Origin of the sequence: Thalassotalea euphylliae, from assembly GCF_003390395.1 — a bacterium.
Classification (GTDB): Bacteria; Pseudomonadota; Gammaproteobacteria; order Enterobacterales; family Alteromonadaceae; genus Thalassotalea_F; species Thalassotalea_F euphylliae_C.
Genome location: NZ_QUOV01000001.1, coordinates 1020112 through 1034177, shown reverse-complemented (window position 1 = coordinate 1034177; position 14066 = coordinate 1020112). Strand labels below are relative to the sequence as shown.

13 protein-coding genes are annotated in these 14066 nt (G+C 42.1%); 8 read left to right on the top strand and 5 right to left on the bottom strand.

The genetic code is table 11. The features are described 5' to 3' along the window. Window positions 1-6 precede the first annotated feature (6 nt). Window positions 7-762 (top strand): hypothetical protein, encoded by a 756-nt coding sequence (locus tag DXX92_RS04545; protein ID WP_115999359.1) that lies wholly within the window; start codon window positions 7-9, stop codon window positions 760-762. A 43-nt stretch (window positions 763-805) separates the two neighbouring features. Here the strand turns inward: DXX92_RS04545 and DXX92_RS04540 are convergent, their stop codons facing one another. Both DXX92_RS04540 and DXX92_RS04535 read right to left on the bottom strand, forming a co-directional pair. Then, on the bottom strand, window positions 806-1138 hold the full coding sequence (locus DXX92_RS04540; RefSeq protein WP_115999358.1) for a tyrosine-type recombinase/integrase: 333 nt from the start codon (window positions 1136-1138) through the stop codon (window positions 806-808). Window positions 1139-1166: 28 nt separating this feature from the next. Further along, the gene (locus DXX92_RS04535) at window positions 1167-1757 is read right to left on the bottom strand and encodes a LysE family translocator (protein WP_115999357.1); all 591 of its coding nucleotides are present in this window, start codon (window positions 1755-1757) and stop codon (window positions 1167-1169) included. Window positions 1758-1882: 125 nt separating this feature from the next. On the opposite strand from DXX92_RS04535, the gene DXX92_RS04530 reads away from it, so the two are divergent. Both DXX92_RS04530 and DXX92_RS04525 read left to right on the top strand, forming a co-directional pair. Continuing rightward, window positions 1883-2764 carry a LysR family transcriptional regulator gene (locus DXX92_RS04530; RefSeq protein WP_116002297.1) on the top strand — a complete coding sequence of 294 codons (882 nt, stop codon included), beginning with the start codon at window positions 1883-1885 and terminating at the stop codon, window positions 2762-2764. 533 nt (window positions 2765-3297) lie between these two features. Beyond that, window positions 3298-4866 carry an ATP-binding cassette domain-containing protein gene (locus DXX92_RS04525; RefSeq protein ID WP_115999356.1) on the top strand — a complete coding sequence of 523 codons (1569 nt, stop codon included), beginning with the start codon at window positions 3298-3300 and terminating at the stop codon, window positions 4864-4866. A 94-nt stretch (window positions 4867-4960) separates the two neighbouring features. Here the strand turns inward: DXX92_RS04525 and DXX92_RS04520 are convergent, their stop codons facing one another. Then, a complete protein-coding gene (locus DXX92_RS04520) occupies window positions 4961-5878 on the bottom strand; it encodes a LysR substrate-binding domain-containing protein (RefSeq protein WP_116002296.1) in 918 nt (305 codons plus the stop codon). A 459-nt stretch (window positions 5879-6337) separates the two neighbouring features. Between DXX92_RS04520 and DXX92_RS04515 the strand changes: the two genes are divergently transcribed. The 5 genes from DXX92_RS04515 to DXX92_RS04495 all read left to right on the top strand — a co-directional run bounded on the left by DXX92_RS04515 (window position 6338) and on the right by DXX92_RS04495 (window position 12342). Beyond that, entirely contained in the window at window positions 6338-8749 is a 2412-nt protein-coding gene (locus tag DXX92_RS04515) for a TonB-dependent receptor (protein ID WP_115999355.1), read from the top strand. A 71-nt stretch (window positions 8750-8820) separates the two neighbouring features. Beyond that, window positions 8821-9300: a hypothetical protein gene (locus DXX92_RS04510; RefSeq protein ID WP_115999354.1), complete on the top strand. Its 480-nt coding sequence runs from the start codon at window positions 8821-8823 to the stop codon at window positions 9298-9300. Window position 9301: 1 nt separating this feature from the next. Further along, window positions 9302-10978 (top strand): PepSY-associated TM helix domain-containing protein, encoded by a 1677-nt coding sequence (locus DXX92_RS04505; protein ID WP_115999353.1) that lies wholly within the window; start codon window positions 9302-9304, stop codon window positions 10976-10978. Window positions 10979-10981: 3 nt separating this feature from the next. Beyond that, window positions 10982-11296, top strand: coding sequence for a DUF3325 domain-containing protein (locus tag DXX92_RS04500; RefSeq protein ID WP_115999352.1), 315 nt, complete (start codon window positions 10982-10984; stop codon window positions 11294-11296). Between the two features lie 200 nt (window positions 11297-11496). Then, window positions 11497-12342, top strand: coding sequence for an enoyl-CoA hydratase/isomerase family protein (locus DXX92_RS04495; RefSeq protein ID WP_115999351.1), 846 nt, complete (start codon window positions 11497-11499; stop codon window positions 12340-12342). Window positions 12343-12499: 157 nt separating this feature from the next. Here DXX92_RS04495 and DXX92_RS04490 read toward each other — a convergent pair whose 3' ends face one another. Both DXX92_RS04490 and DXX92_RS04485 read right to left on the bottom strand, forming a co-directional pair. Continuing rightward, entirely contained in the window at window positions 12500-13042 is a 543-nt protein-coding gene (locus DXX92_RS04490) for a nuclear transport factor 2 family protein (RefSeq protein ID WP_115999350.1), read from the bottom strand. Window positions 13043-13362: 320 nt separating this feature from the next. Continuing rightward, window positions 13363-13872, bottom strand: a complete 510-nt coding sequence (locus DXX92_RS04485) for an acyloxyacyl hydrolase (RefSeq protein WP_115999349.1) — start codon at window positions 13870-13872, stop codon at window positions 13363-13365. Window positions 13873-14066: the final 194 nt, after the last annotated feature.

Sequence of the window (14066 nt, the reverse complement as noted above, 5' to 3'; positions counted from 1 at the left end):
CAAACAATGAACGAAAAAGAAATAGAATTAGAAAAGCTCAAACTTAACGTTGAAGCGTGGAAAACGACAGTTGATGTGCAAAAACACTTTAACGATCTAGAAATGAAAGTAAGGAATTTTGGCTTACTGATTATTTCAGCATTTATTAGTGCTATAGGCGTGAGTTTAAAATCAAACTATGAAGTAACTTTACTTGAGTCAAGCATTCCTGTTGGCAGCCTAATCGCCTTTGTAGCGTTCTTTGTTTGGAATTTGGTATTTTTTGTTGACGTTTACTGGTACCACCCTTTGCTTAAGGGAGCGGTACTAAAAGGAATAGCAATTGAAAAGGAAATTCAAAAAGACCTTCCTGAAATAGGGTTAACTCAAGCGATAGGTGAATCAAGCTCAATTAAGTTTTTGTGGTGGAAGGAACTAAGAAGCACTACTAAGGCTAAGATCTTCTACAATGGTGTCTCAATAGCGCTTATTGTTATTGCTATATCGCTCGCTTTTTTTACAGGTAATGACCAACCAATATCACAACAAGGTGATAATCGCCCCAAGCCCCATGACACCGACAAACATATAATTTCACTTATAAAGGAAACTAAAGACTTAAATAGAATCATTATAGAGCTATCAACGCAACAACAGGATCAATGCCCAAAAGAGCGTTGTTCTACTCAAGATATTCAAAAAGAAATATTGAAATTAAATAGAAATATCGAAGAGCATTTAGACCGTCATTTAATCCTAATAAAAAAAGTGGTGAAGAATTAATTTCTTCACTACTTTGATAAATTATCGCTTGGGTCAAGGTAACTTAGTCATTAAAGCGATCAATTACCGCTTTCATTTTCTCTGCTACTTTATTTTGTTCAAGGTGTGCATAACGCATTGTTGTTGCGATGTTGGTATGCCCTAAAATATGAGCAGTTTCCTGTACCGTCATACCGTTTTGCACTAATCGACTCGCACAAGTATGGCGAAAATCATGTACACGAAAATCTTCAATACCAGCATTCTCAATCGCACGTCGAATAGCAATGGTTGAATGCTTACGCGGGTTATTTCCTGATTTATCGGTGAATATCCATTTCTGATGTACCTTATGCTCACTTCTTCTTTTTAACACATGATGCACGCGATTTGACATATCCCAATCGCTGATCAAACTTAGTCAATCAATCGACTAACAGCCCTACCCCTAGAATACAAAGTGTAACGCCCATTACTCTATTAAAGAGTTGCATATGGCTAACGGATACAAGCCAAGACTTAATCTTTTTCCCCATTAGTGCCCAACACCCTACGCCAATAAAACAAATAACAAAGTAAATAATTAGAAACTGAAAAAGCCTTAGCTCAGAAGTGTAAACATCAAAAGCAGCGCACCCCGCCAAACAGGCCATCCATGCTTTGGGGTTAAACCACTGCATCAACCAGCCTTGAGTAAAAGAAGGAATTGAAGAACCAGTGTCTGTTTCACTGATACTTCCTGTATCGATGAATACTCTGTACCCAATGTAAATAAAGTAACCACACCCTACATACTTTAGAGTCGCCATTAACAGTGGAAAGCCTTCAATTGCAGCCCCTAAGCCAATACCGATCAAAAACAGCAGTGCAATAAAGCCAACGGTTGCCCCAACAACAAATTTTAATGAGTTTACAAAACCAAAGTTTAACCCACTTGCCAGTGCAACAAAGTTTACTGGCCCAGGACTTATCGACATTGATAAAGAAAATACTGCCATAGAAACTAGCATCGACATAACAACCCCCCTTATATTGTAAGTTCTTTATTTTTGCTCATTGCCGAAAGTTTTATTAGTTGCTTTAATTTGATTTGATAATTCTAAAATTTGGAGCAATTGCTTTGATTAATGAATTAAAGGCCATGGCAATTTTTGCAGAAGTTGTGAAATGTGGCTCATTTAGAGAAGCTGCAAAAAAACTGTCGTTATCGCCATCTGTGGTCAGCTATCACATATCCCAACTAGAACAAAAAACGGGTAGCGCCTTGCTTTATCGGTCAACAAGAAAGCTTACCTTGAGTAATGAAGGTGAAGCTTTCTACCAACAAGTTCAAAAGATGCTTGAAGCGGCAAACAAAGGCATAGATTTATTGTCGGAAAAACAGAAAGAACCATCGGGCAGTGTCAAAGTGTCGCTACCAACTGCTCTGAGTAAATCACCAATTAGCGAAGCAATTGCTCAATTTGCCCTTAAATACCCGAAAGTGACACTTGAACTAAATTATTCAGATACAAACAGCGACATTATTGATGAGCGCACCGATCTCACCATTAGAGTGGGTAAGGTTGCAGATAATGATTTTAAATCAACGAGTTTAGGCTCTTTGGAACGAGTACTAGTATGCGCCCCGACGTTTTATCGACAGCACATACCCGCTCAAAACCCAGATGACTTAAATACGTGGGCTTGGCTAAAATTATCTCAACTACCAAAGAAGCGTCTATTTTTAAAAGGAAACAGCAGAGAAGAAGTCGTATTTACTAGCCAAATCACATTGAACAGTGTTGAAGCTATCTACCAGTTTTGCCTCTATGGCAATGGCTTAGCGGTATTGGCAAAGTCACAAGTTGAAAGCGATATCAATAACGGAAAACTCATTAACGTACTCCCCGAATGGCAAGTTCAACCTTTACCTCTATATGCCTTATGGCCGAAGAATATTAATAAAAATAGCGCGACTAAAAAGTTGATAGAAGCTCTTAAAGACACTGCCAACAACTCAACTTTAGAGAGGTTTACTTAGCATGACAGCTCGCTTTTGAAATATAAAATTGGCATATAGAATTGATATAGGGAGTTAGTATTCAATACGAACTTCGGGATTAGTTACTAATAGTGAACTTTCTCACCCAAATACCGCCTGACAGTCCACCATCGGGCTCAACCAGTGCTTGACTAAAAAACAATCAAAACGTTAACATAACGCCAACTTACCTTTTGGAGTTTACGCCATCATGAACAACTAAGTCTGTTATCCATATTTCATTTTATTTTTGGATTTACAGGGTTAGTCGGCGTAGCTTACTTACCAATTCTAGCGGCACTCGTTACCTCTAGGCTCACTCAGCCTAAATACATAAATCAGCAAAACTAATACGAAAGTCAGAGCTTAGTTTTAGGAATAAGTTTTTACGCCTAATTTTACGTTTAGCTTTCAAGTAATTTACCGCTGTGACTATCTGCATAAGTTTTTTTCATAAATCGCTATGCAATAAAAGCTGTTCGCTAAGCCGTCTGCCCTTTTGATTTCAACTGATATCATTTAGGAGGCAGGTTATGCCCACATTACAGGCTTACAATATCTCGTATCAATTTGATAAAGGCGATACTCTTTTTGAAAATTTATCTTGCTCGTTAACCCAGCGACGAGTTGGTTTGGTTGGTAGAAATGGCGTTGGCAAATCACTATTCGCATCAATCATCAGCGGTGAGCAAATGCCATCAACAGGCACAGTTACTCCACCAAATTCATATGCGGTTTATCGCCAACAAGCGAGCGAATTACTCGGCAGTGAGCTCTCGATTGCCCAATACTTGGGAGTTAGCGAAATACTCGCAGCGCTCAATAACATTGAATCTGGCGATTGTGATGATAAGTGGTTTGAAATAGTTGGCGAGCAATGGCATTTACCTGCCCTACTCCACGAACAACTTGCAACTTTGGGCTTACCAGAAGATCCTAATTTTCTGTGTGCAAAACTTAGCGGCGGTCAGCTAGCACTTTTGCAGCTATGGCAGTTATTTAAAAGTGATGTGCAATTGCTGATACTTGATGAGCCTTCAAATCACCTTGATGAAAGCGCCAAACAATGGCTAATAAATGCGATTAAACACTTTGAGGGCACCGTTTTATTGATCAGCCACGATCGTGCACTGCTGCGTGAAATGACTGAAATCTGGGAGCTTTCAAGCACTGGATTAAGTGTTTATGGCGGCAACTATGATTTTTATGCAAAGCAAAAGCAAACGGAACAGCTAGCCATTGAGCGACAATTAGCGCAGTTAAACAAGGCGCAGAAAAAGCTTGTAACACAAGCGCAGTTAAACCAAGAAAAAGCAGAGCAGCGAGCAGCGCAAGGAAACCGCCTGAGAAAAGGTGGCAGCCAGTCAAAAATGCTGCTCGACTTCAAAAAAGGTAAAGCAAGTGCAAGTAACGCTAGTCGCAATAAAAATCAGCAAGCTCGTCAACAGCAATTGCAATCGCAAACACAGGAGTTAACCGAAAAACACGAACAAGTCAGCCGACAAAAACTGTATATTGCAGGTCAGCAAAGTAATGCGAAAAAAGCCATTTCGGTGATTGATGGCGTATTGCCCTTCGGCAATATACATCCTATTTCTTTACAAGTTTTTGCCAATAAAAAGCTTCACCTCAAAGGCAATAACGGCTCAGGTAAGTCGACACTATTCAAAGCTATTTTAGGAGAAATAGCGTTAAGCCAAGGGGAGCTAATGGTAAATACGCCTCTGTGCTACCTAGACCAACACTTTGGCGTTATCCGAGAGGAGCTATCTATGCTAGCGAACATGATGACGCTGTGCGAAGGCATGATAGAAACTGATGCGAGAACCTTACTTGCTGGCATTGGCTTTCGTCGTGATGCGGTCTATCGCTTGGGTAAGCAACTTAGCGGCGGTGAAAAAATGAAGCTTGCAGTGCTCGTGATTAGCCATCAAGTCTATCAACCTTTTTTACTGCTTGATGAGCCAGATAACCACCTCGATTTAGCATCAAAACAACTGCTAGCAAAAGCCTTATTCGAGTACCGTGGCGGGTTTATATTGATCAGCCACGACCTTGATTTTGCTAAAGAATCTGGGGTTAACTGTGAATATCAATTATGAGCACCATTTGTAAGCTTTGCTGCATGAGGCTGACTGTGCTTTTAACAACATCGTGCCTCCCCTCTCAAAATACTTTTCGGCAATAAGAAAAGCACTAGCTCTCAATATTGCCGAAATAGTGTTTTAATGCTGCCAATGCCGCTTGTACTTTATAGGTATATTTTTTATCACGAGTAAGCGCGTAAACATTGTGTTTTTCGATCTGCCAATCAGGTAGTAACGGCACAAGCTCGCCGTTATCAATCAAATGCTGAATTTCTAAAGTAGGCAACTGAGCAATACCTAGCCCTTCCTGTACATGGCTGATTAACGCATTAAGGTCATTAAACACATAGCGTAAGGCAGGTTTAAAGCTAGCAGGAGCCGATTTAGCATGGTGTAAAACTACCTGATTCAACACCCCTTTCGCTTCAATTTCGCCTAGTCCTAACCAAGTGTGATCGCTCAACTCTCGAGGCGTGACAGGGTTACCGTACTGCTGCAAATATTTGGGGCTAGCGCAGATAACTTTAGTCGCCTTACCAAGTTGGTGATAAATATAGCTAGAGTCTTTCGCCTCTCCGCAATCAATCACAATATCAATACCTTCATCAATCAGATCAACCGTTTCGTCGCTGGCAATCAGCGATAGCTTTAACTCCTTGTGCTCTTTAAACAAGGGAGCGAGTGCGCGTGCTGCGGGTTTGGCCGCCAAGCCTACAGGTAAGGCAATGCGAAGCTCACCACTAATTGCGCTTCGGCTCTGGTGAATCACTTCTTCCGCTTGCTCAGCTGCGGCAAGCATTTTCTTGCTTTGTAGGTAAAACTTTTCACCGGCTTCTGACACATTGATACGGCGAGTAGAGCGATACAGCAAAGTTACGTCAAGCTCACTTTCTAGCTGATTAATAAATTGGCTTACCGCCGGTGGGCTTATACCCAACTTAGCTGCTGCTTCACGCATAGAGCCAGCTTCCACCACATGGCAAAAAACACCCATCAATTTTAGACGATTAAGCAATTGAGAATTCATATCATTTGTAATTACAATTAAGTTTAGCTTAACAATGATATAAGGAATCACTGTCTATTTAAAGCTTAAGCTTACTTCTATAATGCCCGCGATTTTTCCTACCTCGCATCACAAAAGCTTTTAGCCAAGTGAAATAAGCTAAGTAGTGGCTTTTTAGCTTCCTTCTTTTAATCAACTAACCAAATAGTTAAATGATTATTAAAAACTTAAATAGGTAGATACGAATCATTAGCATCTACGCTTTTACAAGCAATTGTGTTTTATCAAAAAGCACCCTGCCGCTTGTAAGTGAGAGGAAGGTACTAGCGCAAAGTCTCCTTCAAATGTTTGTTTAAGCCGCCTTAATAAGTGCTCGCGACACGTTAAGTAGATGTGAAAAACACTAAAAATACTAAAAACACGATTGAACTCTTTATTAGAAACTCAATTGAACTCTCTATTCAAGACATGGGAAAACACATGAACCGTTTTAAGTTATCGCCATTAGTAATCGCGATGATGGCACTAGGCACAAATGCCAATGCCGAAGCACCAGCCGACAAAGATATGGAACGCATTAGCGTATATGGTCAGCACAATGAGCTTATCCTAAACTCTGGTACCGCAACTAAGTCAGATATGGACTTAATCGAAATTCCAGCGGCAATTGTGGTGGTAAGCAAAGAGCTTATCGATCAACAAGGCGCAACTGACCTGCAAGAAATACTAAACAATATCAGTGGCTTAAACCAAGCAGGCAACAACTATGGTATTGGTGATAACTTAGTGATTCGCGGTTTAGGCGTTAGTTACACTTACGACGGCATGTACGCTGGTGGTGGTTTAGGTAACAGCTACAACCCTACTCGCTCAATGACAAACGTAGAGAGCATCGAAGTGTTAAAAGGCCCTGCAACTGGGCTTTACGGTATTGGCGCTGCTGGCGGCATTATCAACCTAGTAGAGAAAAAGCCACAGCGTGAAGCGGCATACCACCTTCGCGCGAGTGCTGGCAGCTGGGACAGCCAACAAGTGATGCTTGACGCAACAGGCCCAGTGACAGATCACTTAGCCTACCGTTTAGTGGGTAACTACGAAAAAAGTGACGGCTACCGCGGTTTAAGCGATGAACGCACCGAACTGTATTCTACGTTCTTGTTAGACAACATCGACAATCACGCACTAACGTTATCAGCCGCATATATTGATGACAGCGTACAAATTGATTCAATTGGTCATCCGGTTAGAATTCTAAACCACGACAGCATCAACGGTAATCCAAACGATTGGACGGCATTAGTCAACGACAGCGATGCCGATGGTGACGGTGTACTCGGTATTCAGTTAAGCGACGCTCAACGTCAACAATTGGCAGACTCAATTGTCGCAACTGATGGCTTCCAGCCATTCGATTTAGGCAACGGCGCGGTTATCTCGCCATTATCGTCACCAAATAAAGGTGAAGAGCTGCGCGTTAAATTAAAGTCTGAGTGGCAAATTAACGACGAAACTCGTTTAATCCAACAACTACAATACCGTGATTACGAGTCGCAATTTGTTCGTCAAACCGGTGCATTTAACTATGTTTACTGGAATCGTAGCGGTGAAATCAATGCCAACCCTCGTGCTCCGTTGGTGATTGATGATGTGCTTTACCCATACGCTGCGCGTCGTCAAGAATACCGCCGCCAATACTCAGACGAGCAATCACTACAATACTTTGCTGACTTACAAATCAAGTGGCAGTGGTTAGGCATGGATGGTGAGCACTTGATCAGTGCCAACTATGAAGATCGCGATATGAGCGTGAAATCATGGTCAATCTACGATGCTGATGGTACTTCAGCTGAAAACGCTGTGCCTTACATTTTGGATATCAGAAACCCTAACTGGCCGACAGGCTCGTTTGATGACTACGCGCCATCTTTACGCTCAAACTACGACAAGAACGTAAAAGCTGCGGGCATTAGCATTCAGGAAGTTATCTACTTTACTGACAGCCTAACGGGTCGCTTTGGTGGTGCATACACGGAGCTAGAGCAAACTTACCAACACAAAGGTACAGATCGCTCACCACTGGCAACCGAGGAAGCAGATACAGACGATAGTGGTTTCACTTATAATCTAGGGTTGAACTACCGTATCACGCCTGAAATTGCGGTATTTGCTAACGCCTCAAAAGGTCGCACGGCGTACAGTATTTTAGGCAGTATTTCGAGTTCTGAAACCGATAACCGCCCCGATTCTGAATCTGAGTCAATCGATTTAGGTGTGCGCTTTACCGCGCTCAACGAAGAGTTAATCGGCTCTGTGGTTTGGTTTGACACGCGTCGTATTAACTTGCGTTATAACAACCCATTGTTTAACGACAATCCAAACGATGCAGAATTTAACATTGACGTGCCGCAGTACTTCTACAACGACGAAGACAAAACGCGTGGTGTTGAGTTCGACTTAAACTTAGCGATTAGCGAAACCTTCTCAATGAATGCTAACGCGACATACCAAGATGCCGAGTTAATTCGCAACAGTAACCGTGGTACCAGCACGCCAGTATCTGGCCCAGTGAAAGGTATTCCTGAAAAGTTTGCCAGTGTTTGGACTAACTACCGCGATCAATTATTCGGTTTACCGGGCGAGTTAAACGCCAGCCTAGGCTTAACCTATGAAGATGAGCGCAGTGTTAACTCAACCGGCTTTGGCTTACCCGTATCGGCACTAAGTAGCTACAGCGTTTGGGATGCCGCATTCGGTTACGAACACAAAAACTGGCAAGTAAAAGTTAACCTAAACAACATTTTCGACAAAACCTACTACTCGAAAGCAATGTTCTTAGGTGGTCTACCGGGTGAAGGTCGCAACGCGAAAGTCACCTTCGACTACAACTTCTAACTCTCGTTTTAGTCGACGTTTATACAAACCATAAAGCCAGTGCTCGCCACTGGCTTTTTTCAGTTTTTACTATGTCAAATACTCTCACTATTACACTTCGCTTACTCGCTGCCACACTTGGCGCTTACGCATTGGCCGTTGCCAGCAGTTTGGCGATGGTCCCCTTATTTATCAAGCTGCTTGGCAGTTTAGTCACCGATGCCGTTTATGCTGCAACTATGTGGTCATATGTGGTGTTTTTCGCGGTGTTTATTTGTGCTTTTTCGGTGAGCTCACTCAAGCGTTTATATCTAGGTTTACTGGTTAGCGGTGTGCTGTGTTTAGCGATTCATTTTGCTTTTGTTAGCGAGTTAGCTAATTCGTCGAGTCCTAACTCATCAAACACGGGGTCACCAAACACGGGGGCACCAAAAACCGTCTCATCGAACACTGAGAACAAAGCCAAACCAGTGCAAACACCAACCAAAACAATAGCGCCGTTAACTAAACCCAAAGCAACTAACACCAAAGCAACTAATACCAAAACAGCTAGCGCTACAGCAGGTAAATAAGATGAAAACGACTTTTCGAAAATCAATGATTTGGCTGCACACTTACGTTGGCCTGCTAGCTGGTTGGCTACTATTTGTAATCTTCCTCACAGGCACCCTTAGCTATTACAATCACGAAATTACCCACTGGCTGACCAATGGCAAACACTCGCCTCATTCACAACAAGTGTTACTCGACAATGCCTTAAGTAAACTTCACGTCGAGGCAACCAACACTAAACGCTGGCAAATCAGCCTACCCGACGAACGCGGCAGCGGCTATCGCGTATCGTATCGCGAGGTTAATGCCGAGCCGAATGGCAAAAGAGCCAAACGCGTTTCGCGCGAGATTGACCCTGTTACGCTGGAGTTTACCGATCGCCAACAAATTCAAGGCGGTAACTTTTTTCGCACCTTCCATTACACACTATCACTTAGGCAATGGGGCGGTCGCTACGTAACAGGTGCTGCGGCAATGGCGATGCTAATTGCACTCTTTACTGGGATCTATACGCATAGACGATTTTTTAAAGACTTTTTCACCATTCGTCGCAACGAGCCGAAAAAATTCACCATCGACTTACACGCAATGCTTGGCGTAGTCACCATTCCGTTTTGCTTTGTTATTTGCGCTAGCGTGATGCTGATTTACATCAGCATGTATCAACCGTTTGCCATTGGCCATTACTTCGATAGCTATCGCGCGCTCGATAAGCAGGTTTCTACAAGCCACAAACCGCTTCAGCCAGCCAAACAAATTGCCGATGAGCCAATTGAAATTAAGAGCTATCAATCACAACTGAATGAATTACTCGGCCAGCACTGGGAAACGAAGTACACGCTTGAGGGCTTAACTATCAGTAACCCTATGGATAACAACGCCCAGCTTGTCTTTGCAAAAGCAAAACATGAGCTGTTATCGAACAAAGCTGAAACTTATGCTTTGGCGCGCAGTGGTGAGCTACTGCCAGAGATTGAAGCAGAGCGAACACCGCGCATGGTAAGGCGCATTTTTTACGGTTTGCACGAAGCACACTTTGCGCCGCCTGCACTTAGAGCGACATTATTTATCTTAGGGATGATGGCAACTGTGCTCATTGCCACAGGTATGGTGATTTGGCTGCAAAAACGCCAAGCCAAGCAAGGAAAGCAAGGAAAGCAAGCTATTCAAGCGAATCAAGTTAATCAAGCCAAGGCGAGTTATGTATTCGTAGAAAAAACGAATAACGGTATGTTTTATGGCTTATCACTTGCCGTTGGCATGTATTTTTTATGCAGTAAATTAATACTTGCTGCTAGCTCCAAGGGTACTTTTAACTCGTTAGGCAGTTTGTCAGGTATTGATACCAAAGTTTTTTTTATCACTTGGCTAGTCGCGGTTTTATTGTCTTGGCTACAGGCGGTTAAGCAAGGTAAAAAATGCTTACTGCTGCTGAATTTCATTACCTTCTCAACCCTATTGGCGATTGAGCTGGGCTCCTCCAATCTAATGAGTGTGTTTTCATTGAGTAAGGAAAACGTCCTTGCCTATTCCTTTGACAACTCCTTTGACCATTCCTTTGACCTAGCCAAAGCCACCATTAACTTTTGGCTGCTGCTGACTTGTGGTTACTTTTTTACGGCACTGAAGAAAACGATAGCCAAGCCATCATCCACCTCAGCTCCATCACTTCCACCATTAAAAGAGGCAAGGAGATAAAGCATGACTAATATTTTAAGTGTTATCGCCCTACTCTTCGCCATTGTTTGCCTATCGTTAGCGATGCAAAAACATTACAAAGCATGCTTTGACGGGCGCTTACATGAAAATAAAGAAAAGCTACTTAAAGTGGGTGGTTGGCTGTTAATGGCGCTTTCGATATCACTGGTAGAGCGAAAAGGTATTAGCTATGTAGTTTGGACTTGCCAACTAGCACTGGTTATTTTTTTACAAGCTTGGCTGCTGAGTGCCATAGCTAAACAAAAAACGGAACGAAAAGCCGAACAAAAAACAAACAAAGAACAAACGAAAAACTAGTCGAAAACGAGTAAGAAAAGCGAGATAAGAAAAAGCAAACTTTCGCCACCAACTATTATTAAAAAAAATGCAAAACAGATTGCATTATGTAACCAATAATAAATTTTAAATAAACATCCTAGTATAGAAACACAGCTTGATTGGCGATAAGTCAACCAAGCTATGCGTTACTAAAGAACCCACTAACTAGAGAGTTTATTATGAAATATCAAGGTTTTCAGACATTCACGACAGATCAGCAAGATGGCATTTTAACGGTCACTTTTGATTTTGGTACCGTTAACGTGCAAGGCCAAGAAATGCTGGCGGATCTTAACAGCCTAGCTATGCGACTTGAGCGCGACCGCGACACCAAAGTGGTTGTTTTCCAATCCGCAAACCCTGAAATTTGGGTTTGTCACTACGATACTGAGCTGCTCAAGGATATGTCAGAAGAAGCGGTATCACGAGAAGATGCCCAGCTACTTGACCTGCAATCAGTTTGTGAGCGCATTAGCAAAGTACCACAGGCAACGATTGCCAAGCTTGAAGGCTTCGCCCGTGGTGGCGGTCATGAACTGGCACTGGCACTAGATATGCGTTTTGCCGCGCGCGGTAAATTTAAGTTTATGCAAATGGAAGTAGGCATGGGCATTCTGCCGTGTGGTGGCGGTGCTTCACGTATGGCACGTCAAGCAGGATTAGGTCGCGCACTGGAAATTATCCTCAGCGCTCGCGATTTTGATGCTGATGAAGCTGAAGCCTATGGCACTATTAACAAGGCATTAGAGCCAGATGAAATTGGCCCTTATGTCGATAAATTAGCGCAGCGCATCGCTAAATTCCCAGCCGAATCCATTAATGCGTGTAAGCAAATGGTGTATGAATCAATCGACAAGCCTATTGATGAGGCGCTTAAAGCTGAAGCTTACTGGCTTTACCAAGCCACCAGTAAAACTCCTGCAATTAAGCGTTTTACCATTGCCGACGAGCAAGGCTTGGAGCATGAGATGGAAAACCAACGCAATTGGGAAGAGTTAGTGATGAAGGTGCAAGATATTAACTAGCTAATAGTACTCTAAGCGCTCGCTAAATAGTACTGAGAGTACACGCCAAATAGTGCTGTGTTATCCCCCCTGCACTATTTGGCTAACTGCATTATTAAGCTAATCCAGATTTAACTAGCTCAGATTTTACTAGCCCAGATTTAACTAACTAAGGCAACTAAAACACACCGTTTTCATTGCGAATATTGCCGCCACTAATTAACGAGTAAAATCGCATAAAACCATCCAACGCTTGAATTGAGTCCCAATGCTCCACAATTCTGCCGTTCTCTAAACGCCATGTATCAATAATATTCATGCCTTTTTCATCATTACCGCGATGTTCTTTTTTCAGCGTGGCATGCGAGTGAAATATCACATAGTCACCATCAACATAGATGTGTTTCACGTCATAGCTATAGTCTGGGTAGTCTTCAACAAATTCTTGTAAAAAGCTGACTAGGCCAGTGACCTTATCCGGCAAGTTACGATTGTGCTGTGTGTAAGCGCTGTCGTTGTAGCGCTCTAAAACATAATCGAAATTGTGGTTGTTCATTAAGTTTTGCACAAAATCCGTGATCACCTCTGCATTCTCAAGTTCTTGTGCTGTCCAATTGGATTTTTGCAAAGATGCCAAGTCAATAATAGGTTGCTTCGCAGCGTTGGCGGTTGCCACATTAGTTAATACAACAAATGCTAGTGATGTTATTACTTTCCACATAAGTTTTTCCTCTTTAGATATTTAAGCTTAATAGTTACTTATGTATACCAACATAAACAAAAGAAACTTAAGAAACAAGAACGCACAAAAACATGCCCTAGTTACCTTTTAGTGCCTATAGGCATTGAATCAACTGAGGAAAAACATATAAATCTTAAGGCTGAACATTCGAGTAACCTTATATCAAGAATTTGATTAATAAGAGGTTTGTTAGTTACTAAACGCGATAGATACAGGTTAAAGGAGTTGAGTTGTAACTAAAAAGGCAGATAGTTGCCTATCTGCCTTCTTGAGCAATGACTGTGATAAAAGTATTAAGCCTAAAAGCTCCACTCATAACTTAGTGCCACATTTTCAGAGCCAGGGTTGATATCGCCAAAGCCCGCATTAGAAATATGGCCGAATTCGAACTTAACAGCTTGATCTTCATTAAAGTGATAGCGAGCTATAAAACGGCTGTAAAACTCAATATTGTCGCCTAGCGCTTCAGTATGCTTTAAATACCCAGCAGAAAAGCCAAACCCCGCGGTAACATTGGGCATCACTTGCCAATAACGATTAGCGCCAACCGCATAATATTGGTTGCCATCAACATCCGACATAAACATAAATGTTGGTTTTACGTTATATATCGTAGGAAGCGTATGGTAGTCATACTGAACAAAGAACGCTTCCGTTGTAGTAGAGTCGAATATTCCCCAGTTAGACACACCTATACTTACTGTTTGGCCGGTCAGCGTATCGGCAAAGCTCAGAGGGCTCATTACAGGGCTGATAATACTCGCTGCAAGAAATATTGATGGAAGCGTTAAACGTTTACTATTTTTCATGTATTCACCCTACTCTTACTAAACTACTCTTACTAAACTACTCATTTACTGAAGCTACTAATTTACTAGACTAGAAATTACGTCTTTTTGCTGAGTACTACTGTGCCAATGTGCTTAAGTGCTTTGCTCAAAACAGCGAGGAATTAACAATGTTGGCAAGGATAATAAGTTAATCATCAAAATACCGTTATTGA